This window comes from Bradyrhizobium sp. BRP56 (genome assembly GCF_020194035.1).
Classification (GTDB): Bacteria; Pseudomonadota; Alphaproteobacteria; order Rhizobiales; family Xanthobacteraceae; genus Bradyrhizobium; species Bradyrhizobium australafricanum.
Genome location: NZ_JADYVV010000106.1, coordinates 1 through 20,921 on the forward strand (window position 1 = coordinate 1; position 20,921 = coordinate 20,921).

Sequence of the window (20,921 nt, forward strand, 5' to 3'; positions counted from 1 at the left end):
AGCCGCAGGTCGCCGAACCGCCCCAGGCCAAATTCCAGTCCCAACATCAAACGCTCCGTGAATCATCACTCAACCCACGGAATCAGCAATCAAATCGCCTAGCAAGATGTGTGCATACGAGAGCCGCAAGCGGGGCGAGGCAAGAAGGGGAAGCTACACCGACACCGCGTAGGTCTCGTATTCCCCGCGCACCTGCTCGATATGGGCGCGCATCGCCGCGGCGGCGCCTGTCTTGTCGCCGCGCATGATGGCGACGACGACGCGGTCGTGCTCGGCGTGGGATTTTGCCAAACGCCCGAGGTTGCGGAACTGGGCGCGGCGGAACGGCTGCACGCGCACCCGCGTCGCCAAGGTGATCTCGGCGATGTAGGCGTTCTGCGAGCCTGCATAGATCGCGTTGTGGAAGCGCTCATTGACCTCGTGGAACCGCTCGGGATTGCCGGTGTAGCTCAGCACCCGCAACTCCTCGTGGATCGCTTCCAGCGCGTGGCGCTCCGCCGCCGTCATCCGCTCGGCGGCAAGGCCTGCGCAGATCGCTTCCAGCTCGGCCATCGCCTCGAACATGCCGGTGAGCCGTTCAAGCGAGGGCCGCGCCACCACGGCGCCGCGATGCGCGCGGGCATCGATCAGGCCGCTGGCGGCTAGCTGCCGCAGCGCTTCGCGCACCGGGGTGCGCGAGACGTTGAAGCGGCGCGCAAGGTCGGTCTCATCGAGCCCCGCGCCCGGCGGCAATGTGCCGCGCACGATCTCGTCGGCAAGCTGCAGCCGCAGCTCTTCGGCACGGGTGACCTTGTCGACCAGCGACGACGGCCGATCGATGCGGCGCACCGTCATCTCGGATTCTGCGCCCTGCGGCAGATCTTCCAGGCTCATCCTCAAGCGCCCTTCAAGCACCTTTGGGTTCGTCGATGACGCTGACATGGGCGGCGACGATTCTCCAGCCTTCGGGGAAGCGAATCCACGTCTGCATCTGCCGCCCCACTCTACCCGGTGCGCTGTCCCGGTAGAACAGCGTCGAGGCGATCGCGGTGTCGCGGCCATAGGTCGTGATCACGGTCCGCTCGATCTTGCGCATCAGCCCGACCGGCGAGCGCCCGGCGCGAAACGCCATGATCTCGGCATAGCCATAAAGGTTCTCGCCAATGCCGTAACGCAGCGTCCGGCGGTCGTCGCGGAACAGCTCGTCGAGCACCGCGACGTCGTTCGACACCAGCGCCTTCTCATATCGCTGGAACTGCGCGGTGACCTCGGCGACGACGTCGGGAAGATCGATATCCATATCAGAGTCCTCTCGGCGCCGGCGCGGCCGCAACGCCCATCTGTTCCAGCGCATAGGCGACCCGCAGCGCGACGTCCTCGCGCCAGGGCGCCGCGATGATCTGCACGCCGATCGGCATCGGTTCAAGCGGCACCGGCACGGCGACCACCGGCAGACCGATGAAGGAGATCGGCTGGGTGTGGATGCCGATATTGGCGCGTACCGGAAGCTCGACGCCGTCGAGCGTGAAACTGGCCTGGCCGATCTTCGGCGCGGTGCACGGCGTCGCCGGCGCCAGGATCACGTCGACCGACTGGAACAGCTCCAGCACCCTGGCGCGATACCAGCGGCGGAATTTCTGCGCCTTGTCGACATAGACCGCCGGGATCATTGCGCCCGCAATGAGACGGTCGCGCACCGCCGGATCGAAATCGTTGGGACGCTTGCGCAGGCGATCGAGATGCAGCGCGGCACCCTCGGTGGTGGTGATGATGTAGGCCGCGGCGCGGGCGCGCGCCGCTTCGGGAAGCTCCACGGTCCGCGTGGCACCGAGCGCCTTCGCGACGCGCGCGACCGCCTCTGCCGCCTCCGGAAACAGGTTCTGCTGGAAATAGCCGCCGGCGATCGCAACCCGCAGCCCGCCAATATCATTGGCAAGCAACGGCACGGTCGGCTCGATCGACTGCACAATGCAGGCCGGATCATCGGCGTCTGGTCCCTGCATGGCGTCGTAGACGAGCGCGAGATCCTTCACGCTGCGCGCCAGCGGGCCGAGATGATCGAGGCTGGCGACGAACGGATAGGACCGCGCGCGCGACAGCCGGCCATAGGTCGGCTTCAGGCCGAACGTGCCGCAGAATGACGACGGCACGCGGATCGAGCCGTTGGTATCGGAGCCGAGCGCGATCGGCACCAGCGCGCCGCCGACGGCGCTGCCCGAGCCGCCGGAGGAGCCGCCGGTCATGCGCGCCGGATCATGCGGATTGCGCGACGGGCCGTCATGCACGTTCTCGCCGGTGAAGTCGTAGGCGTATTCGCCCATGTTGAGCGCGCCGACCAGCACCGCACCGGCCGCTTCCATCCGCTCGATCAGCGTCGCATCGCGCGACGACGGCGGCAGGTCGCGGTTGATCTTCGAGCCGGCGCGGGTCGGAAGACCCTGCACGTCGAACAGGTTCTTGACCGCGAAGGGGACGCCGGCGAGCGGGCCGACCGGTTGACCGGCGGCGATCGCGGCATCGACCGCGCTGGCCCTGGCGCGCGCACGATCGGGGGTGACGTCGGTGAAGGCGTTGAGGACCTTGTCATGCGCTGCGATCCGCGCGAGCGCAGCCTCGGTCGCGGCAAGAGCCGTGATCTTGCGGCTCGATACGGCCTGCGCGATCTCGGCGGCCGACATGGAAGCGGGAGTTTCGGACATCGCTGATCTCAGGTCGAATAGACGGCGGCCGACACGACGTCGTCGGGCAGCGGGAAGTCATCGACCAGCCGCGCCAGCCGCAGCGAGACGTCGAGATTGGCGCGCACCGCCGGACGCCAGGTATCCTCCAGCGGCAACGCCATCGCGCGGGCGACGGCGTTCATATAGTCGTCGAGATGATCGGTCATTTCGCTCCCAATAACGATTTTGCGCATGATCTCCGCGCAAACGCGTTCCGCGTTTGTCGCGAGGAAAACCGGTCCCCACTTTTCCGGATCATGCGTCAAGACACCGGCAGCGGCGGATGCGGGATCGCCGTCAGCAGCTCCCTTGTATAGGCATCCTGCGGATTGCCCAAGACGTGTTCGGATGTGCCCTGCTCCACGATGCGACCGGCGCGCATCACGATGACGCGATCACACAGCAGACGCACAACATTGAGGTCGTGCGACACGAACAAATAGCTCATGCCCATCGACTGCTTGAGGTCCTGCAGCAGATTGAGCACCACCGCCTGCACCGAGACATCAAGTGCCGCGGTCGGCTCGTCGAGGATGACGAGCTTCGGGTGCAGCGCGATGGCGCGCGCGATGCCGACGCGGGCCTTCTGGCCGCCGGAGAGCTGGTGCGGGAAGCGGTCCAACAGATTGACCGGCAGGCCGACCAGCCGCGCGAGCTCCTCGCAGCGGGCGCGGAGCGCGTCGCGCCCGCTGATATCGCCCAGCTGCATGATCGGGTCCGCGATGGCGCGCGCCGCGGTGAAGCGCGGGTTGAGGCTGTCGGTCGGATCCTGGAACACCATCTGGATCTGGCTGCGCCGCGGCAGCCGCGCGAAGGACTGCGGCGCGATGCCGCCGATGTCCTCGCCATCGAACATGATGCGGCCGGAGGTCTGGTCCAGCAGCCGCATCACCATCATCGACGTCGTCGACTTGCCGCAGCCGGATTCGCCGACCAGCCCGACGCTCTCGCCATGGTCGATCGAGAAACTGATGCCGTCGACCGCGCGGAAGGTCTCCTCCTCGACCGGCGGCTTGCGCCCGAACAACTTTGCCAGCATCCCGCCCGCGCCCTGGCGCGGGTATTCCTTGACGAGCTTTTCGACTGACAGGAGGGGCTCCATCCGCCCCCTCTCCCCGTTCTTTACGGGGAGAGGGTTGGGGTGAGGGGCCGCATCCGCAGGCACGGCCCGTGGAGGGTCCCCCTCACCCGCCACGCTCTGGCGCGCGAGTGCGCTGCCGAGCGTGTCGGCCTCTCCCCGCACGCGGGGAGAGGCAAGCGAATCCTCCTCCGGCAACAGATCCCGAAGCGACACCCCGAGCCGCGGCGTCGCGCGCATCAGCTTCCTGGTGTAGGCGTGCCGGGGCGCGGCGAAGATGTCGGCGGACTTGGCGGTCTCGACCACACGGCCCTTCTCCATCACCACGACGCGGTCGCAATAGGCGGCGGCGAGGCCGAGGTCATGCGTGATCAGGATCGTCGACATCGAGCGGCGCCGGGTCAGCTCGACGATCAGGTCCATCACCGCCTTCTGGGTGGTGACGTCGAGCCCGGTGGTCGGCTCGTCCGCGATCAGAAGCTGCGGATTGCAGGCCAGCGCCAGCGCGATGACAACGCGCTGGCACATGCCGCCGGACAACTCGAACGGATAGGCGTGGTAGCGCTCGCGTGCGCGCGCGATCTTGACCTGCTCCAGCGCCTCGATCGCCTTCTCGCCGCGATCGGTGACCTGCGCCTGCTGCACATGCTGGCGCAGCACGTCCTCGATCTGGTGCCCGACCTTGCGGATCGGATTGAGCGCGGCGCGCGGATTCTGGAAGATCATCGAGACTTCGCGGCCGCGCAGATCGCGCATCTGGCTCTCCGAGGCCGCCTTGACGTCGATACCGGAGAACATCACCGAGCCCTCGGCAATCCGGCCGGCGCGATCGAGGATGCGCATCACGGCATAGGAGGTCACCGACTTGCCGGAGCCGGACTCGCCGACGATGCCGACGGTCTCACCCTTGCCGACGGATATGTCGACGTGCTGCACCGCCTTGACGATGCCGCGGCGGGTGGTGAACTCGACCGTTAGGTCTTCGACGTCGAGTAGCGGCTGGGCGGTCATGCGCACCTCCCCTCATGGGGTGCGTCATCCAAAAATCCGCAAAACAACCCCATGCAAAGCAGCGAAGCGGTAACGTAACACCGGACCGGGACAGGCATCATGTTCTCCGCCTGTCCAGTGCGCCCCCTCGCCCCGCTCTTGCGGGGAGAGGGTTGGGGTGAGGGGCATCTATCGGCACGTACAACTGGCTGAGGAGTGCGCGGAGAGCCCCCCTCACCCGGTCCGCTAACGCGGCACGGCCTCTCCCCGCACGCGGGGAGAGGCGAAGAAAGCGCGCATGCGTTAGCCAGGTCCACATCATCACGTCCTCCGCTGCGGGTCGACGATGTCGCGCAGGCCGTCGCCGAGCAGGTTGAAGCAGAACACCGCGATCATCAGCGCAAGGCCCGGGAACAGCGCGATCCACCATTCGCCCGACACCATGAAGCCGGCGCCCTCGGCGACCATGATGCCCCACTCCGCGGTCGGTGGCCGGACGCCGAGCCCGATAAAGGACAGGCCCGCGGCGTTGAGGATCGCATAGCCCATGGTCAGCGACATCTGCACGATCATGATTGGCATGATGTTCGGCAGGATGTGCCCGAGCAGGATGCGGTACTCGCCATTGCCGGACAGCCGCGCCGCCTGCACGAAGCCGGCATTGCGGCGGACATTGGCCTCGGCGCGCGCGACGCGGGCGTAGAGCGGGAAGTTCACGATCGCGGTCGCGATGATGATGTTCTGCACGGTGTTGCCGAGCGCCGCGACGATGCCCATCGCCAGCACGAACAGCGGAAACGCCATGATGGTGTCGGCGATGCGGCCGACGATGCGGTCGGTCCAACCGCCGAAATAGCCGGCGGCGATGCCGGCCAGCCCGCCCATCAGGAACACCAGCACCACGGAGGCGACCGCGATGAAGGTGTCGAGCCGCGTTGCGACAATGACGCGGCTGAAGATGTCGCGGCCGAGCTGGTCGGTGCCGAACCAGTGCGCGGCGGACGGCGGCTTCAATGCTGCCGCGGTGTCGGAGGCGAGCGGGTCGTACGGCACCACATAGGGCCCGAACAGCGCGGCAAACAGGATCAGGACCAGCAGCGCGAAGGCAAAGCCGGTGACCTTGTTTTCGCTCAAGACGTAGCGGGTCTGCTCAAGAGCCGCGGCAAGCCCCGACGTGCGGGCGGGACCTGCGGGTTCGACGGTTGGAGCTACGGCGCTCATGCTCTAGCCCTCCAGCCTGACGCGGGGATCGATCACGCCGTAGAGGATGTCGATCACCAGATTGAGCAGCACGTACATGACCGCCATGGTCAGCACGAAGCCCTGCACCGGCGCGAAGTCGGACGCGATCAGCGCCTCGACCGCGTAGGAGCCGATGCCGGGCCAGGCGAACACCTTCTCCACCAGCACATTGGCGCCTAACAGGAACGAGAACACCATGCTGAGCGTGGTGATGACCGGCAGCATCGCGTTGCGGAAGGCGTAGGTGACGATCACCTTGCCGGGCGACAGGCCACTGGCGCGCGCGGTGCGGACGAAGTCGGACGCCAGCACCGCCAACATCGAGGCCCGCGTCATCCGCGCGATCGGCGCCAGCGAGAAGATCGCGAGCGTCACCGCCGGCAGGATCAATTGGCTGAGCGCCGAGCGAAACGCCTCGAAGTCCCGCGCGATCAGCGTGTCGATGAGATAGAAGCCGGTGACGGTCGGCGGTGCGCTGGCGAACACGTCGAGCCGGCCGAGCGGCGCCGGCGACCAGCCGAGCCGAAAATAAAACAGATAGACCAGCACGAGGCCGGTGAAGAACACCGGCAGCGACACGCCGGCCGTGGTGGTGACACGGCAGAGATGGTCGATCCAGGAGCCCGGCCGCGTCGCCGCCAGCACGCCGAGCGGGATCGCGATCACGATGGAGACGACGAGGCCGAGCAGAGTGAGCTCGGCCGACGCCGGCAGGCGGTTGCGCAGCTCGGCCGCCACTGGCTGGCCCGTGGTCAGCGATGAGCCGAGATCGCCGTGGGCGAGATCGGTGGTGTAGCGGACGAACTGCTCGATCAGCGGCTTGTCGAAGCCGAGCTTCTTCCGGATCTGGTCGACCGCCTCCTTGGTGGCCGCCGGACCGGCAAAATACGCCGCGGGATCGCCCGGCAGCGCACGCGTCAAAAGGAACGTCACGATCACGACCCCGATCAGCGAGGGGATCGCGAACAGCAGCCGCTTGCCGATCATCGCAAGCATGAGCGCCTCACCCCTTCGCCATCGCGCGATAGTCGAGGCGGCGGTGGAACCAGTATTGGTAGCCCGTGACGTTCTTCTGCATCGCGACGTTGACGAAGGGCTGATAGAGCGGGATGCGCGGGATGTCGGCAAAGGCGAGATCGACGAAGCCCTTGACGTCGGCGTCGTAGGCCGCGGTGTCGCCATTCGCGGCGGCGATGCGTGCGCCGTCGATGAGCTTGTCCATCTCTGATGACTTGTAGCTCATCGTGTTGAAGATCGAATTGTTGCCGTGGTAGCACCAGTAGAAGAAGTACTCGGGGTAATCGAGCCAGCCCGAGAACACGTTGGTGAACAGCGGCATTTCCTTCTTGGTGAGCTCGGTGCGCCAATTGGCGCCGGGCACCTTGTTGATGGTGGTCTTGATGCCGAGCTGCGCCAGACTCTCCTGCACCAGCACGCAGAGCGGCTCGTTGACCCCAGCGAAATTCAGGTCGAACGAGATCGTGGTCTCGAAGCCGTTGGCGTAGCCGGCTTCAGTGAGCAGCGCCTTGGCCTTCTCCATGTCGGTGAAATACTTGGTCGGCTGCGGCCAGGCGACCTCGGTCGGCTTGTCCTTGGCCGCGCCGAACATCGGGTTGGCGAGACCGAACAGCACCGCATCCATGATCTTCTGATACGGCATCGCGTAGGCCATCGCCTGCCGTACCTTGGGATTGTCGAACGGCGGCTTGGTCACGTTCATGCCGATATACTGGATGCCGTTGGAGAACGGCAGCGAGACCACGTTGAGCTTGCCGTTCGCCTTCATCTCCTGGAAATCCTTGAACGGCAGCTCGTAGGAGATGTCGGCGTCGCCGCGCTCGAGCAGCGCGCGGCGGTTGCCGGCCTGCGGCACCATGCGCCAGATCACGCGCTTGATCTTCGGCATCGGACCGCAGACCCACTCGTCGTTGCGCTCCATGACGACTTCGGTGCCGGCGGTCCATTTTGTCACCTTGTAGGCGCCGGAGCCCGCGGTCTGCTGCTTGGTGAATTCGAGGCCCCACGGATCCTTCTCGCTGGCGTTCTTCTTCACCAGCTCGGAGTTGACGACGCAGGGCACGATCACAGCGAGGTCGGGGATCGTCAGCTTGTCCTTCTTCAGGAAGTCGACGCGCACCGTGGTGTCGTCGACGATGACGAACTGCTCGGGCTTGGTCAGCGAGCCCGCGCTCATCTGGAAGGTCGGAAAGCCGCCGACCGAGACGGCACGGTCGAGCGACCATTTGACGTCCTTCGCCGTCACCGGCGTGCCGTCATGGAATTTGGCGTTCTTGCGCAGCTTGAAGGTGACCGACATGTCGCCGATGTTGAAGTCCTCGGCGAGTTCGGGCTTGAACTTGTCGCGATCGTAATAGGGCACGCCGCCCGGACCGCTCTTCATCTCGTGGCTGATCAGCCGGTCGTAGCAATTCCAAGACACCTCGTAGCCCGGCACGTTGGTGCCGACGCCGTGGATATCGAGATTGTTGGGGCCGCCTTCGGAGACGATCAGCAGCGTCTCGGAGCGCGCATCGGCCTTGGCCGGCGACCAGATCGCGGGCGCGGTCGGCGCCAGCGCCCCCGCTGCCAGTCCGGACACCGATTTGAGGAAGTCGCGACGCTTCATGTGATGCTCCAACGCCTTGGGAAACGGCCTTGGAACTCAGATCGCAAGGATTGTGCCAACCCTTAACGAAACCTTATGTCCTGCTTAATGCCTTGCCGGCGAGAGAAAACGCCGACCGGTATCCAGGTCTGGCAAAATCTCAGATCGCCAATTGCATACAAAGACAGGCTATATGCTCAACGGATGAGCAGGAAACGGCTTCTGCTTGCTTTATGGCCTGCAATGGAGGCCGCGCGCTGAAGCGCGCTAATCAGGCCAGATCAGCTCCTGCAACTGCACGAAATCATCGACCCGGTCCGGCCAGCCCGCGATGCAGATGTGCCGGAGCGGATCGCTGGCAGAGTGCAACATCAGCAGCGCCATCAGCCGCCGCTTCAGGGTGAACGTCACGTCAGTGCGCGGGATGCCGAAGCCGTCGAACAGGCTGCGCACCCTGCGCGGATGCCCGGCGGCCATGAAGGCGCTGGGGCCGAGCAGGTCGTACTCGCCCCATCCGGTCCGGACGTCGCCGAAGTCGAACAGGCCGGCGACGTGCCAACCGTCGGCCCGGCGGTCGAGCAGAAAATTCTCCGGGATGTATTCGCCGGTCAGGATCACCGGCGGCGCGTTCATCGGGATCAACTCAGTGGCGTCGCGCAGCAGATCATCGAGCGAGGCGAGCAATTTCGCCGGCAGGCCGAGCCGCTCATGCCGCGCCCGGCACTGCGCGATCTGCCCGCGCATGAAGGCCTCCCAGCGCGGCTCGATCGCGCGCAGGCTGCCGGGCGGCACGCGCTGCACCTCCGCAATCACGGCCCCGATCTCGCCGAGCACGCGCTCCCGCTCGGCTTCCGACAGCGCTGGCCACACCTCCGAGCCGACGGTGCCGGCGAGGTGCGTGATGACGAGATAGGGCCAGCCGTCGCGCTCGCCCTGCGCGACAAGATCAGGAATTGGAATGCCGAGCCGTCCGCGCAACTCGGCGAGCGCGCCGCGCTCGGACACGAATTGCGGGCGCAGAAACGGCGGGAAGAGTTTGAGGATGAGGTTATCGTCCAGCCCGACAACCAGATTGGTGCCGGTCGAGAACACATGCGGCGCGGCGCACGACAGCCCGTGGCCATCGGCAATATCGCGCGCGACCGGCAGCCAGCGCGACGTGTCGCCGCGCCAGGCACGGTAGCTGTCGTAGTTGGTGAGGAGTGGAAGGGAAGCGATCATCTCTCAGGCCGTCATTGCGAGCCACCCGGTCGGCGCGAAGCGCCGCCGGATGAAGCAATCCATGGCACCGCTTGTACAGCGAATGGATTGCTTCGTCGCTTCGCTCCTCGCAATGACGGGAAGCTATTTCGTAGCCTGGATGAAGCGAAGCGTAATCCGGGATTCTGTGTCGCCTGAAAGACCCGCCCCGGATTACGCTTCGCTTCATCCGGGCTACACAGCCGTCTTCTCCTTCCCCCTGAAAGGGGGAAGGTCGGGATGGGGGGTCTGCCACAGGCGATGGTGTCTGCGGTGAGAGAAGATCCCCACCCGCTTTGCTCTGGCGAGCAAAGCGACCTCCCCTTTTCAAGGGGAGGTAAGACAACGCATTGCCACGTAGCCCGGATGCAGCGCAGCGCAATCCGGGATTCTGTGCCGCCTCGAACACCGGCCCCGGATTACGCTTCGCTTCATCCGGGCTACACAGCCGTCTTCTCCTTCCCCCTGAAAGGGGGAAGGTCGGGATGGGGGTCAGCCGCAAGCGACGCTGCAAGTGGTGAGAGCAGATCCCCACCCGCTTTGCTCTGGCGAGCAAAGCGACCTCCCCTTTTCAAGGGGAGGTAAGACAACGCATAACCTCATCACCTATCCGGATTGGCGCGCTCGAACTGGCGCAGCAGGCGGTTGCCGCGCTCGACGGCGTTGTCCATCGCGGCTTGCGCCGATCGCTTGCCGGCGAACACCTGCTCGAGCTCCTCCTCGATCACGTCGCGGATCAGGACGAACGAGCCGAGGCGGATGCCCTTCGAATTGTCGGTCGGCGGCTTCAGCGTCACCTCCTCGATCGAGATCGAGGCGCCGGGATTGCGATCGTAGAAACCCTGCGCGCGGGTCAGATCGAACGCGGCGCGGGTGATCGGCAGGTAGCCCGTGTTCTGGTGCCAGGTGGCCTGCACCTCCGGCCGCGACAGATAGGCGAAGAACTTCGCCACGCCGGCATATTCGGCGCGCGGCCGGTCGCGCAGCACCCACAGCGTCGCGCCGCCGATGATCGAGTTTTGCGGCGCGCCCTGCACGTCGGGTTCGTACGGCATCATGCCGTAGCCGACCTCGAATTTGGAATTCGCCTTGATGTCGGCGCGCGTGCCCGACGAGCCGATGAAGATGCCGCACTCCCCTTTCTGGAAGCGCGGCTCGGCCGCCTGCCCGCGGCCGCTGTAATCGAAGGTCTTGTCGGCCTGCCACTGCGCGAGCTGCGCGATGTGGCGCACCACCAGCGGATTGTTGAAGATCAGCTGGGCGTCGAGCCCGGAAAACCCGTTGGCCTTGGTTGCGATCGGCAGATTGTGGAAGGCGGAGAAGTTCTCGACATTGATCCAGGACGGCCACGACGTGGTCACGCCGCACATCGCGCCCGCCGCGCGCAGCCGCTTGGCCACGACGCCGAGCTCAGGCCAGGTCCTCGGCGGCACGCTCGGATCGAGCCCGGCGGACCGGAACATATCCTTGTTGTAGTAGAGGATCGGCGTCGAGGCGTTGAAGGGGAACGAGAGCATGTTGCCGTCGACATCGGCATAGTAGCCGGCCACTGCGGGCAGATAGGCCGACGGCGCGAATGCCTCGGATTGATCGCGCATCAGTTCGAACACCGGATAGATCGCGCCGCGGGCAGCCATCATGGTTGCGGTCGCGATCTCGTTGACCTGAACGATCGCCGGCTGGCTGCGCGAGCGGAAGGCGAAGATCGCCGCGGTGACGGTCTCGGTGTAGTTGCCCTTGTAGGCGGGCACGATCCGGTAGTCGGATTGCGAGGCGTTGAAATCGGCGGCAAGCTTCTCGAGCTGCTTGCCGAGCTCGCCCGACATCGCGTGCCACCACATGATCTCGGTGGCCGCCCGCGCCGGCGACACAAGCAGAAGAGCCGCGACGACGAGGTACAGGAGCTTCAAAGCGAACTTCACGACGAGCCGTTCCCGGATGCCAACACGCCCTCATAAGGCGCTACAACCGCAGATTCAACCGACACCGCAGGTTGCACCGCGGATTTAACGTTTGGCCGATGGCGAACCAGCGCCATTCTGCTAAAAATGCGTTGAACCTTTTCTTCCCGCCCAGGACACAATTCACAAGGGGAATAGTAGCCTGTGTACCGCCGCGCCGGCCTTTCGCGGATAACGATGCTTGCCGTCGCGCTGTCATGGGCAGCGGTCCCGGCGAGCGCTTTCGCGCGCGAATTCCGGACCGCCGATACCCAGAATGAGGACTATCCGACCGTCCAGGCGCTGAATTACATGGACCGCCTGATCGCCGAACGCACCGCCGGCCGGCACCGCATCGTGGTCTTCCATTCCCGCCAGCTGGGTGAGGAGAAGGAGACGCTGGAGCAGACCCGGGCCGGCGCCATCGATTTGAACCGGACCAATGTCGCGCTGATCGGGACAATGGTGCCGTCGGTCAACGTCCTGGCAATGCCGTTCCTGTTTCGATCGCCCGAACACCTGCAAACCGTGCTGGATGGACCGATCGGCAGCGAGATCCTGAACAGTCTCGGGGATCACGGCTTCGTCGGGCTGGCCTTCTACGATTCCGGCGCCCGCTCGATCTATAACAGCGTGCGCCCGGTGCGTTCGCTCGACGACCTCAACGGACTGCGGGTGCGCGTGCAGCAATCCGAACGGATGTCGGACATGGTGCGTGCGCTCGGCGCCCAGCCGGTTCAGATGCCCTACGGCCAGGTGCTGACCGGATTCGCCACCGGGCTGATCGACGGCGCCGAGAACAACTGGGCGTCCTTCGTCACCACCGGTCACTACAAATATGCCGGCTACTACACGCTGACCCGGCACACTTTCAGTCCGGACGTGCTGCTGATGTCGCAAAAGGCCTGGGCCAGCCTTTCGCCGGAGGAGCAGACGATCTTCCGCGAGGCCGCGCAACGCTCCAGCGCCTACATGCGCGAGAGATGGCGCGAGCTCGAGGAGCGTTCGCGCCAGCAGGCGGAGCTGGCCGGCGTCAAGATCGTGACCGACATCGACCGCAAGCCGTTCGAAGCCGCAATGGCCGGCATCTACGCCAGGGCCGAGCGCGATCCTGCGATATCAGCGCTGATCGAACGCATCCGCAACATGGAGTAACCGGATCTTGGACGCACCAGAGCAGGACGGGACTGTGAGACGGCGGGCGGCCTTCGGGCCGCAGGGCCGTTTCCGCATCGTCCAGTTGCTGCGTGCGGTCCCGATCCGCTGGCGCATCCTTTCGATCGCCCTGCTCAACTCCGCGGTCGTGATCGTGCTGGCGGTGCTGATCTGGAACGGCTCGAAGGTGCTCGGCTCGGCCTGGGAGGATGTCCGCCAGGTGCGGGAATCCGACAAGATCCTCGCCAAGCTCGAAAGCGAAACCAGCCGCCTGCAGAACCTGATCCATCGCTACATCAATCAGCCGAGCCCGGACCTGTTCGCCGAAATCCTGCTGCTCCGCGAGGCCGTGCTCGGCACGCTGACCAACCGGGCCTCGACCGACCCGATGCTGTCAGGCTCGGTCGAACAGCTGGAGCGCGTCACCAGCCGTTTCCTCGACGGCTTCGGCGAACTGCGCACCGTGCAGACCAGGATCAGCAAGACCTATGACGAGCAGGTGCTGTCGCCGACCAAGGACATGGCCGGGCTCTATTCGATCATCGAGGGCGCCACCGGCCATCGCGATGCGCTGATTTGGCCCGCGCTCGGCAAGTCGCGCGAGGCGTTCACCTCGCTGCTGGTCGCCGCCAACGCCTACTACCTCTCGCTTGCCTCCTCGTCGGCCGAGGAGGCCCGCCGCAACATCGATACGATCGAGCGGACGATTCCGGTCATGACCGATCTGGCCGAGAACGATCTGCAGCGCATGGCGCTGGCGCGGCTCAAGGTCAAGACCGCCGAGCTGCGCGACGGGCTCGGCAAGCTCAGCGAGCAGCTCACCAACCGCACCGATCTGCTGCGCAACTCGATCGACGCCAGCCAGGCGGATGCGATCGGCGCGATCGACGATCTCTCGGTGAAGATGCGCCAGCGCGAGCAGAAGGCGCAGGAGACGTTCGACAAGACGCTGACCTCGATCTCGCGCCGGGTGCTGTCGATTGCCGTGATCTTCCTCGGCGTCATCATGTCGGCCGGCGTCATGATCGCGCTGTCGATCCGGCTGCCGCTGGCGCAGATCATGGCCGCGATGCGCACCATCACCTCGGGAGACCTCGACCGGCCGGTGCAGGGCACGTCGGCCAAGGACGAGGTCGGCGCCATGGCGCGTGCGGTCGAAGTGTTCCGCGAAAACGCGATCGCCAAGCGCAAGACCGAGGACGAGCTGCGCACCGCCAAGGAGGAGGCCGAAAGCGCGCTGCTCGAGCTCAACACCGCGCAGCAGAACCTGATCGATGCCGAACGCCTCGCCGCGCTCGGCGGCCTCGTTGCCGGCGTCGCCCACGAGGTCAACAACCCGATCGGCATCAGCCTGACGGTGGCCTCGAGCTTTGCCCGCCGCAGCGAGATGTTCGAGAACGATTTGAAGACCGAGCCGCTGCGCCGCTCCAGGCTCGACGAATTCGTGCGCGCCTCGCGTGACGCATCGCAGCAACTGGTCTCGAACCTGACGCGCGCCGGCGAGCTGATCCAGTCGTTCAAGCAGGTCGCCGTCGATCGCTCGCATGCCGAGCGCCGCCAGTTTGCCTTGAGCGAATCCACCGACCAGATCGTGGCAAGCCTGCGGCCGGTGCTGAAGAAGGCCGCGATCGCGCTGTCGGTCGATGTGCCCGAGGGACTGCTGATCGACGGCTATCCCGGCGCCTATGGGCAGATCTTAACCAATCTTTTCCTCAACGCCGTCAATCATGCCTTTGCCGATGGCCGCTCCGGCACCATCACCATCTCGGCGCGCGGGCGCGGCGCCGACGATGTGGAGATCATCTTCGCAGACGACGGGGCTGGCATGACGCCGGACGTGCAGCGGCAGGCGTTCGACCCGTTCTTTACGACGCGCCGCAACGAAGGTGGTACGGGCCTTGGCCTCCACATCGTCTATAACCTCGTCACCCAGCAGCTCGGTGGACGCATGATGCTGGAGTCAAGGGTAGGACAAGGCACCACTTTTCGCATTATCATGCCCAGGATCGCCAAGGGGGCTGCCAAGGGCGAGCCCACGATCGCTGACGCAGCAGCCGACGGAACCAGTCAATGGCCGAACAGGACGATGTCCTCCAACTGATCGACGATACCGAGAGCCCGCCGGAGGACTCGTCGGCCCGCAAATGGAAGATCGCCGTCATCGACGACGATCACGCCGTCCATGAAGGCACCCGTTTCGCGCTGAGCGATTACAACCTGAACGGTTCGACGCTGGAGATCCTCTCGGCCTACTCTGCGGCCGAAGGCCGCACGCTGATGCGGGACAACCCCGACATCGCGGCCGTGCTGCTCGACGTCATCATGGAGACCGACGTCGCCGGCCTCGAGCTCGTCGAGTTCATCCGCAACGAGATCAAGAACGAGACCGTGCGCATCATCCTGCGCACCGGCCAGCCCGGCCAGGCGCCGGAGCGGCGCGTCATCGTGCAATACGACATCAACGACTACAAGGCGAAGACCGAGCTCACCGCCGACAAGCTATTCACGTCGCTGACGGCCGCGCTGCGCAGCTACCAGCAGCTCGAGCGCATGGTGCAGACGCGGCGCGGGCTCGAGATCATCATCGACGCGGCCTCGACGCTGTACGATTTCAAATCGATGCAGCGGCTGGCCGAGGGCGTGCTGACCCAGCTCGCCTCGCTGCTCAACGTCGACTGCGCCGGCATTCTGGTGCTGCGCGACGACGGCAATTCGGCGGCGGCCGATTTCTCGGTGCTGGCCTGCTCGGGCTGCTACAGCCGCTTCATCGGCACCACCTCGTCGAAGGCGCTCGATCCGGACCTGCGGCACATGGTGGAGGAAGCATTCCAGCGCCGCAAGAACGAGTTCGCCGACCACCGCAGCGTGCTCTATTCGCGCACCGGCAGCGGCCGCGAGGTCGTGGTGCTGCTGCAGGCCGAGCGCCAGCTCTCCGACACCGACCGTGCGCTGGTCGAGATCTTCTCGAGCCGGCTGTCGATCGCGTTCGACAACGTGATCCTCTACCAGCAGCTGCACGAAGCCAACACCCAGCTCGAGGACCGCGTCGCGCAGCGCACCCGCGCGCTGATGCAGGCCAACCGGCGGCTCTCGGCGCAATGGCTGCGGTTGCAGCGCGCCAACGGCTTCAAGAACGAAATCCTCGGCACCGTCGCCCACGATCTGAAGAACCCGCTCGGCGTCATCCTCGGCCGCACCGAGATGCTGACCGAACTGATCGGCGCCGGCTCGCCGAAGGAAAACGTCACATCGCAGGTCGAGCACATAAGGGACGCCACCAAGCGGCTGACCTCGATGGTCGACCATCTGATCTCGGACGCGATGGCTGATGCCTTCGACATCACCATCCGCCGCGAGCCGGTCGACGTCGCGGCCCTCGTCAACGAGGTCACCGAGGCGAATCTGCCCTCGGCGGTCAACAAGCAGCAGAGCATCTCGGTCTCCGGGCCGCAGCAATTCGTCACGATGTGCGACGCCGACCGCATCCGCGAGGCGATCGACAACCTCGTGAGCAACGCCATCAAGTACTCGCCGATCGGCGGCAAGATCACGGTCACGGTCAGCCATGAGGGCGACGACACCGTGATCCGGATCGCCGACCAGGGCCCCGGCCTCAGCCCCGAGGATCTCGGCCGGCTGTTCGGCCGGTTCCAGCGGCTGTCGGCCAAGCCGACCGCGGGCGAGAGCTCGACCGGGCTCGGCCTTTCCATTGTCAAGCGCATCATCGACATGCATGGCGGCCATGTGACCGCGCAGAGCCCGGGCCCCGGACAGGGGTCGACCTTTACGGTTACACTGCCGGCGACAGAGACATCATGAGCCAGAACCCGCATATCTTCATCGTGGACGATGAGGCGCCGGCCCGCGAGATGGTCGGCGATTACCTCAAGATGCACGGCTTCGGCGTGACGCTGTGCGATGGCGGCAAGAGCCTGCGCAAGGAGATCGAGGGCTGCACGCCCGATCTCGTGGTGCTCGACCTCAACATGCCCGAGGAAGACGGGCTGTCGATCATTCGCGACCTCAAGAGCAAGATCAACGTCCCCGTCATCATGCTGACAGCTACTGCCAGCCCGATCGACCGGGTGGTCGGGCTGGAGCTCGGCGCCGACGACTACGTGGCCAAGCCCTGCGAATTGCGCGAGCTGATGGCGCGCATCCGCTCGGTGCTGCGGCGGAGCGGGCCGGCGAAAGCGGCGGCGCCGGAACCGGCGAGCGCGAAGGCCGAAAAGGAGCAGCTGGTGCGGTTCGGCACCAAATGGCTCGATCTCGAGGCCCAGGCGCTGCGCGACGACGAGGGCAACGAGCATCCGTTGACGGCGTCCGAATTCGGCCTGCTGAAGGTGTTCGCGGCCAACCCGAAGCGGGTGCTGTCGCGCGAGCGGCTCTTGGAACTCGCCAATGCGCGTGACGCGGAAGCCTTCGACCGCGCCGTCGACCTGCGCATCATGCGCATCCGCCGCAAGATCGAATTCGACCCGACCAAACCGTCGGTGATCCGCACCATCCGCGGCGGCGGCTACCTGTTCTCGCCGACCGGCGACAAGGCGTAGTCATTCCGGTGCCGTCCCCGTCATCCCCGCGCAAAGGCTTCGCCTTTGTCGCTGGAGGAGCCGCGAAGCGGCGTCTCGAAGGATGCACGGCCCCGGCTGGTGGCCGTCGATCCTTCGAGGCTCGCTGCGCTCGCACCTCAGGTGACGGGACTACGCCCTGCATCATCCTCGAATTTATCGATTTGGCTGTGCGACACACCCAGAATCCACACAGCAAAGGCTGTCAATCCGCGCAAAAATCCCTAAGTTTCGGCCATGCCGAAAACAGCCTCCAAAGCCCCCGCCAAGCCCGCATCGAAGACCGACCCCAAGCCCGTCGCCGCCAAGGCCACGGCGAAGGGCGACCATGTTTTCCTGGTCGACGGCTCGTCCTACATCTTCCGCGCCTACCACGCGCTGCCGCCGCTGAACCGCAAATCCGACGGGCTGCAGGTCAACGCCGTGCTCGGCTTCTGCAACATGCTGTGGAAGCTGCTCCGCGACATGCCCGAGGACAACCGGCCGACGCATCTGGCGATCGTGTTCGACAAGTCAGAGATCACGTTCCGCAACAAGCTCTATCCCGACTACAAGGCGCACCGGCCGCCGGCGCCCGACGATTTGATCCCGCAATTCGCGCTGATCCGCGAGGCGGTGCGCGCCTTCGAACTGCCCTGCCTCGAGCAGGTCGGCTTCGAGGCCGATGATCTGATCGCGACCTATGCGCGGCTCGCCGGCGAGCGCGGCGCAATCACGACGATCGTGTCATCGGACAAGGATCTGATGCAGCTCGTCAACGACAAGGTCGTGATGTACGACACGATGAAGGATCGCCGCATCGGCCGCGACGAGGTGATCGAGAAATTCGGCGTGCCGCCGGAGAAGGTGGTCGAGGTGCAGGCGCTGGCCGGCGACTCCACCGACAACGTGCCCGGCGTGCCCGGCATCGGCGTCAAGACCGCCGCGCAGCTGATCATCGAATATGGCGATCTCGATCAGCTGCTGTTCCGCGCCGGCGAGATCAAGCAGCCGAAGCGGCGCGAGGCGCTGCTCGAGAACGCCGAGAAGGCGCGGATCTCGCGCCAGCTCGTGCTGCTCGACGACAAGGTCGAGCTCGAAGTGCCGCTCGACGAGCTCGCCGTGAACGAGCCCGACTCGCGCCGGCTGATCGCCTTCCTCAAGGCGATGGAGTTCACCACCCTCACCCGCCGTGTCGCCGACTACGCGCAGATCGACCCGGCCAATGTCGATGCCGATCCCGGCAACAAGAGCGGCGCGAGCGTGTTCTCGCCGCTGCCGCCGTCGGACGTGACGCCGGCGCCCGCAGACGCTCCGGCATCGGCCGCGGCGCCGCTGCCGAAAGCCAAGCCGACCGGCGCGCGCGACGACAAGAATTCGAACCGCAAGGGCACGCCGGCAACGCTGGCCGAGGCCCGCGGCGAGGCGATCCGCAAGACCGGCTTCGACCGCAAGGCGTATCAGGCGATCGGCAGTCTCGATCAGCTCAACGCCTTCATCGCCCGTTTGCCCGACACCGGCTATGTCGCGATCGAGGCGATGTCGGAATCGATCGACCCGATGCAGGGCGAGCTCGCCGGCCTTGCGCTGGCGCTGGCGCCAAACGATGCGTGTTACGTCCCGCTGAGCCACCGGCAGGCCGGCGGTGGCGCGGGCCTGTTCGATGCCGGCCTCGCACCCGGCCAGGTCAAGACCGCCGAGGCGCTGGCGGCGCTGAGGCCGCTGCTGGAGTCCATCGGAATCCAGAAGGTCGGCTTCAACGTCAAGTTCACCTCGGTGATTCTGGCGCAGCACGGAATTACCCTGCGCAACGTCGACGATGCGCAGCTCATGAGCTACGCGCTCGATGCCGGCCGCGGCTCGCATGCGCTGGAGGCGCTCGCCGAGCGCTGGTTCGGCCACGCCGTCGTCAATTACGGCGGCCTCGTCGGCAGCGGCAAGGGCAAGCTGACCTTCGATCAGGTCACGATCGACAAGGCCAGCGAATATGCGGCCGAAAGCGCCGACGTGATCCTGCGGCTGTGGCGGGTGCTGAAGCCGCGTCTCGTCGCCGAGCGGATGGCGACGGTGTACGAGACGCTGGAACGGCCGCTGGTCTCGGTGCTGGCGCGGATGGAGCGGCGCGGCATCTCGATCGACCGCCAGGTGCTGTCGCGGCTGTCGGGCGATTTCGCCCAGACCGCGGCGCGCGTCGAGGCCGAGATCCAGGAGATCGCCGGCGAACCGGTCAATGTCGGCAGCCCGAAGCAGATCGGCGACATCATCTTCGGCAAGATGGGATTGCCCGGCGGCAGCAAGACCAAGACCGGCGCGTGGTCGACCACCGCGCAGGTGCTCGACGAGCTCGCCGAGCAAGGCCACGAATTCCCGAAGAAGATCCTGGAGTGGCGCCAGGTCTCGAAGCTGAAATCGACCTACACCGACGCGCTGCCGACCTACGTCAATCCGCAGACCCATCGCGTCCACACCACCTACGCGCTGGCCGCGACCACGACGGGCCGGCTGTCGTCGAACGAGCCGAACCTGCAGAACATCCCTGTTCGTACCGAGGACGGCCGCAAGATCCGCCGCGCCTTCATCGCGACGCCGGGCCACAAGCTGGTGTCAGCCGACTACTCGCAGATCGAATTGCGGCTGCTTGCCGAGATCGCCGACGTGCCGGTGCTGCGCCAGGCCTTCCGCGACGGGCTCGACATTCACGCCATGACCGCTTCCGAAATGTTCGGCGTGCCGATCAAGGACATGCCGAGCGAGGTGCGCCGCCGCGCCAAGGCGATCAACTTCGGCATCATCTACGGCATCTCGGCGTTCGGCCTCGCCAACCAGCTCGGCATCGCCCGCGAGGAGGCCTCGGCCTACATCAAGAAATACTTCGAGCGCTTCCCGGGCATCCGCGCCTATATGGACGAGACCAAGGACTTCTGCCGCCGCAACGGCTATGTGACGACGCTGTTCGGGCGCAAGTGCTACTACCCCGACATCAAGGCCTCCAACGCCTCGGTGCGCGCCTTCAACGAGCGCGCCGCGATCAATGCGCGCTTGCAGGGCACCGCGGCCGACATCATCCGCCGCGCCATGATCCGCGTCGAGGACGCGCTCACCGAGAAGAAGCTCTCGGCGCAGATGCTCTTGCAGGTGCATGACGAACTGATCTTCGAGGTGCCCGACGACGAGGTCGCGGCGACGCTGCCGGTGGTGCAGAAGGTGATGCAGGACGCCCCCTTCCCGGCGGTGATCCTGTCGCTGCCGCTGCAGGTCGACGCCCGCGCCGCGAACAATTGGGACGAGGCGCATTAGCGGCTCCTTCGCCTCTCCCGCTTGGGGGAGAGGCCGACGCGCGACGAGCGAAGCGACGCGTCGTCCGGAGCGCGGCGGGTGGGGGCTCTCTCCGCTGAAAGACTCTGCGCGGAGGCACCCCCACCC

The 20,921-nt window shown here is 65.8% G+C and carries 15 protein-coding genes; 5 read left to right on the forward strand and 10 right to left on the reverse strand.

Translation table 11 applies throughout. The features are described 5' to 3' along the window. Positions 1-153: 153 nt before the first annotated feature. The 10 genes from I6F38_RS41035 to ugpB form a co-directional block, all read right to left on the reverse strand. Positions 154-873 (reverse strand): GntR family transcriptional regulator, encoded by a 720-nt coding sequence (locus I6F38_RS41035; RefSeq protein WP_057019483.1) that lies wholly within the window; start codon positions 871-873, stop codon positions 154-156. 13 nt (positions 874-886) lie between these two features. Then, complete coding sequence (gene hpxZ / locus I6F38_RS41040) at positions 887-1,279, reverse strand: oxalurate catabolism protein HpxZ (protein WP_016845830.1); 393 nt, start codon at positions 1,277-1,279, stop codon at positions 887-889. A 1-nt stretch (position 1,280) separates the two neighbouring features. Next, complete coding sequence (locus I6F38_RS41045) at positions 1,281-2,678, reverse strand: AtzE family amidohydrolase (RefSeq protein WP_225164390.1); 1,398 nt, start codon at positions 2,676-2,678, stop codon at positions 1,281-1,283. Between the two features lie 8 nt (positions 2,679-2,686). Next, complete coding sequence (locus I6F38_RS41050) at positions 2,687-2,866, reverse strand: DUF4089 domain-containing protein (protein WP_225164391.1); 180 nt, start codon at positions 2,864-2,866, stop codon at positions 2,687-2,689. A gap of 95 nt (positions 2,867-2,961) precedes the next feature. Continuing rightward, a complete protein-coding gene (locus I6F38_RS41055; protein WP_225164392.1) occupies positions 2,962-4,788 on the reverse strand; it encodes an ABC transporter ATP-binding protein in 1,827 nt (608 codons plus the stop codon). 300 nt (positions 4,789-5,088) lie between these two features. Further along, positions 5,089-5,988, reverse strand: coding sequence for an ABC transporter permease (locus tag I6F38_RS41060; RefSeq protein ID WP_225164393.1), 900 nt, complete (start codon positions 5,986-5,988; stop codon positions 5,089-5,091). 3 nt (positions 5,989-5,991) lie between these two features. After that, positions 5,992-7,005 carry an ABC transporter permease gene (locus I6F38_RS41065; RefSeq protein ID WP_225164394.1) on the reverse strand — a complete coding sequence of 338 codons (1,014 nt, stop codon included), beginning with the start codon at positions 7,003-7,005 and terminating at the stop codon, positions 5,992-5,994. A gap of 7 nt (positions 7,006-7,012) precedes the next feature. Then, complete coding sequence (locus tag I6F38_RS41070; RefSeq protein ID WP_225164395.1) at positions 7,013-8,635, reverse strand: ABC transporter substrate-binding protein; 1,623 nt, start codon at positions 8,633-8,635, stop codon at positions 7,013-7,015. 246 nt (positions 8,636-8,881) lie between these two features. After that, complete coding sequence (locus I6F38_RS41075; RefSeq protein WP_225164396.1) at positions 8,882-9,835, reverse strand: aminoglycoside 3'-phosphotransferase/choline kinase family protein; 954 nt, start codon at positions 9,833-9,835, stop codon at positions 8,882-8,884. Between the two features lie 620 nt (positions 9,836-10,455). Then, positions 10,456-11,775, reverse strand: a complete 1,320-nt coding sequence (gene ugpB / locus I6F38_RS41080) for a sn-glycerol-3-phosphate ABC transporter substrate-binding protein UgpB (protein WP_225164397.1) — start codon at positions 11,773-11,775, stop codon at positions 10,456-10,458. Positions 11,776-11,991: 216 nt separating this feature from the next. Between ugpB and I6F38_RS41085 the strand changes: the two genes are divergently transcribed. The 5 genes from I6F38_RS41085 to polA all read left to right on the forward strand — a co-directional run bounded on the left by I6F38_RS41085 (position 11,992) and on the right by polA (position 20,795). Then, positions 11,992-12,948: a TRAP transporter substrate-binding protein gene (locus tag I6F38_RS41085; RefSeq protein ID WP_225164398.1), complete on the forward strand. Its 957-nt coding sequence runs from the start codon at positions 11,992-11,994 to the stop codon at positions 12,946-12,948. A gap of 34 nt (positions 12,949-12,982) precedes the next feature. Continuing rightward, the gene (locus I6F38_RS41090; RefSeq protein WP_225164400.1) at positions 12,983-15,049 is read left to right on the forward strand and encodes a HAMP domain-containing sensor histidine kinase; all 2,067 of its coding nucleotides are present in this window, start codon (positions 12,983-12,985) and stop codon (positions 15,047-15,049) included. After that, complete coding sequence (locus I6F38_RS41095; protein ID WP_057019490.1) at positions 15,019-16,767, forward strand: DUF3369 domain-containing protein; 1,749 nt, start codon at positions 15,019-15,021, stop codon at positions 16,765-16,767. Before I6F38_RS41090 ends, I6F38_RS41095 begins: the two co-directional genes overlap by 31 nt. Then, entirely contained in the window at positions 16,764-17,501 is a 738-nt protein-coding gene (locus tag I6F38_RS41100) for a response regulator (RefSeq protein WP_028333805.1), read from the forward strand. The genes I6F38_RS41095 and I6F38_RS41100 overlap by 4 nt, the downstream gene beginning before the upstream one ends. Positions 17,502-17,756: 255 nt before the next feature. Then, positions 17,757-20,795, forward strand: a complete 3,039-nt coding sequence (gene polA / locus I6F38_RS41105; protein ID WP_225164399.1) for a DNA polymerase I — start codon at positions 17,757-17,759, stop codon at positions 20,793-20,795. Positions 20,796-20,921 lie beyond the last annotated feature (126 nt).

Bases quoted from the DNA above. Each gene is read 5' to 3' on its own strand.
- I6F38_RS41035 (WP_057019483.1), bottom strand. From the start codon at position 873: ATGAGCCTGGAAGATCTGCCGCAGGGCGCAGAATCCGAGATGACGGTG.
- hpxZ (WP_016845830.1), bottom strand. From the start codon at position 1,279: ATGGATATCGATCTTCCCGACGTCGTCGCCGAGGTCACCGCGCAGTTC.
- I6F38_RS41045 (WP_225164390.1), bottom strand. From the start codon at position 2,678: ATGTCCGAAACTCCCGCTTCCATGTCGGCCGCCGAGATCGCGCAGGCC.
- I6F38_RS41050 (WP_225164391.1), bottom strand. From the start codon at position 2,866: ATGACCGATCATCTCGACGACTATATGAACGCCGTCGCCCGCGCGATG.
- I6F38_RS41055 (WP_225164392.1), bottom strand. From the start codon at position 4,788: ATGACCGCCCAGCCGCTACTCGACGTCGAAGACCTAACGGTCGAGTTC.
- I6F38_RS41060 (WP_225164393.1), bottom strand. From the start codon at position 5,988: ATGAGCGCCGTAGCTCCAACCGTCGAACCCGCAGGTCCCGCCCGCACG.
- I6F38_RS41065 (WP_225164394.1), bottom strand. From the start codon at position 7,005: ATGCTTGCGATGATCGGCAAGCGGCTGCTGTTCGCGATCCCCTCGCTG.
- I6F38_RS41070 (WP_225164395.1), bottom strand. From the start codon at position 8,635: ATGAAGCGTCGCGACTTCCTCAAATCGGTGTCCGGACTGGCAGCGGGG.
- I6F38_RS41075 (WP_225164396.1), bottom strand. From the start codon at position 9,835: ATGATCGCTTCCCTTCCACTCCTCACCAACTACGACAGCTACCGTGCC.
- I6F38_RS41085 (WP_225164398.1), top strand. From the start codon at position 11,992: ATGCTTGCCGTCGCGCTGTCATGGGCAGCGGTCCCGGCGAGCGCTTTC.
- I6F38_RS41095 (WP_057019490.1), top strand. From the start codon at position 15,019: ATGGCCGAACAGGACGATGTCCTCCAACTGATCGACGATACCGAGAGC.
- I6F38_RS41100 (WP_028333805.1), top strand. From the start codon at position 16,764: ATGAGCCAGAACCCGCATATCTTCATCGTGGACGATGAGGCGCCGGCC.
- polA (WP_225164399.1), top strand. From the start codon at position 17,757: ATGCCGAAAACAGCCTCCAAAGCCCCCGCCAAGCCCGCATCGAAGACC.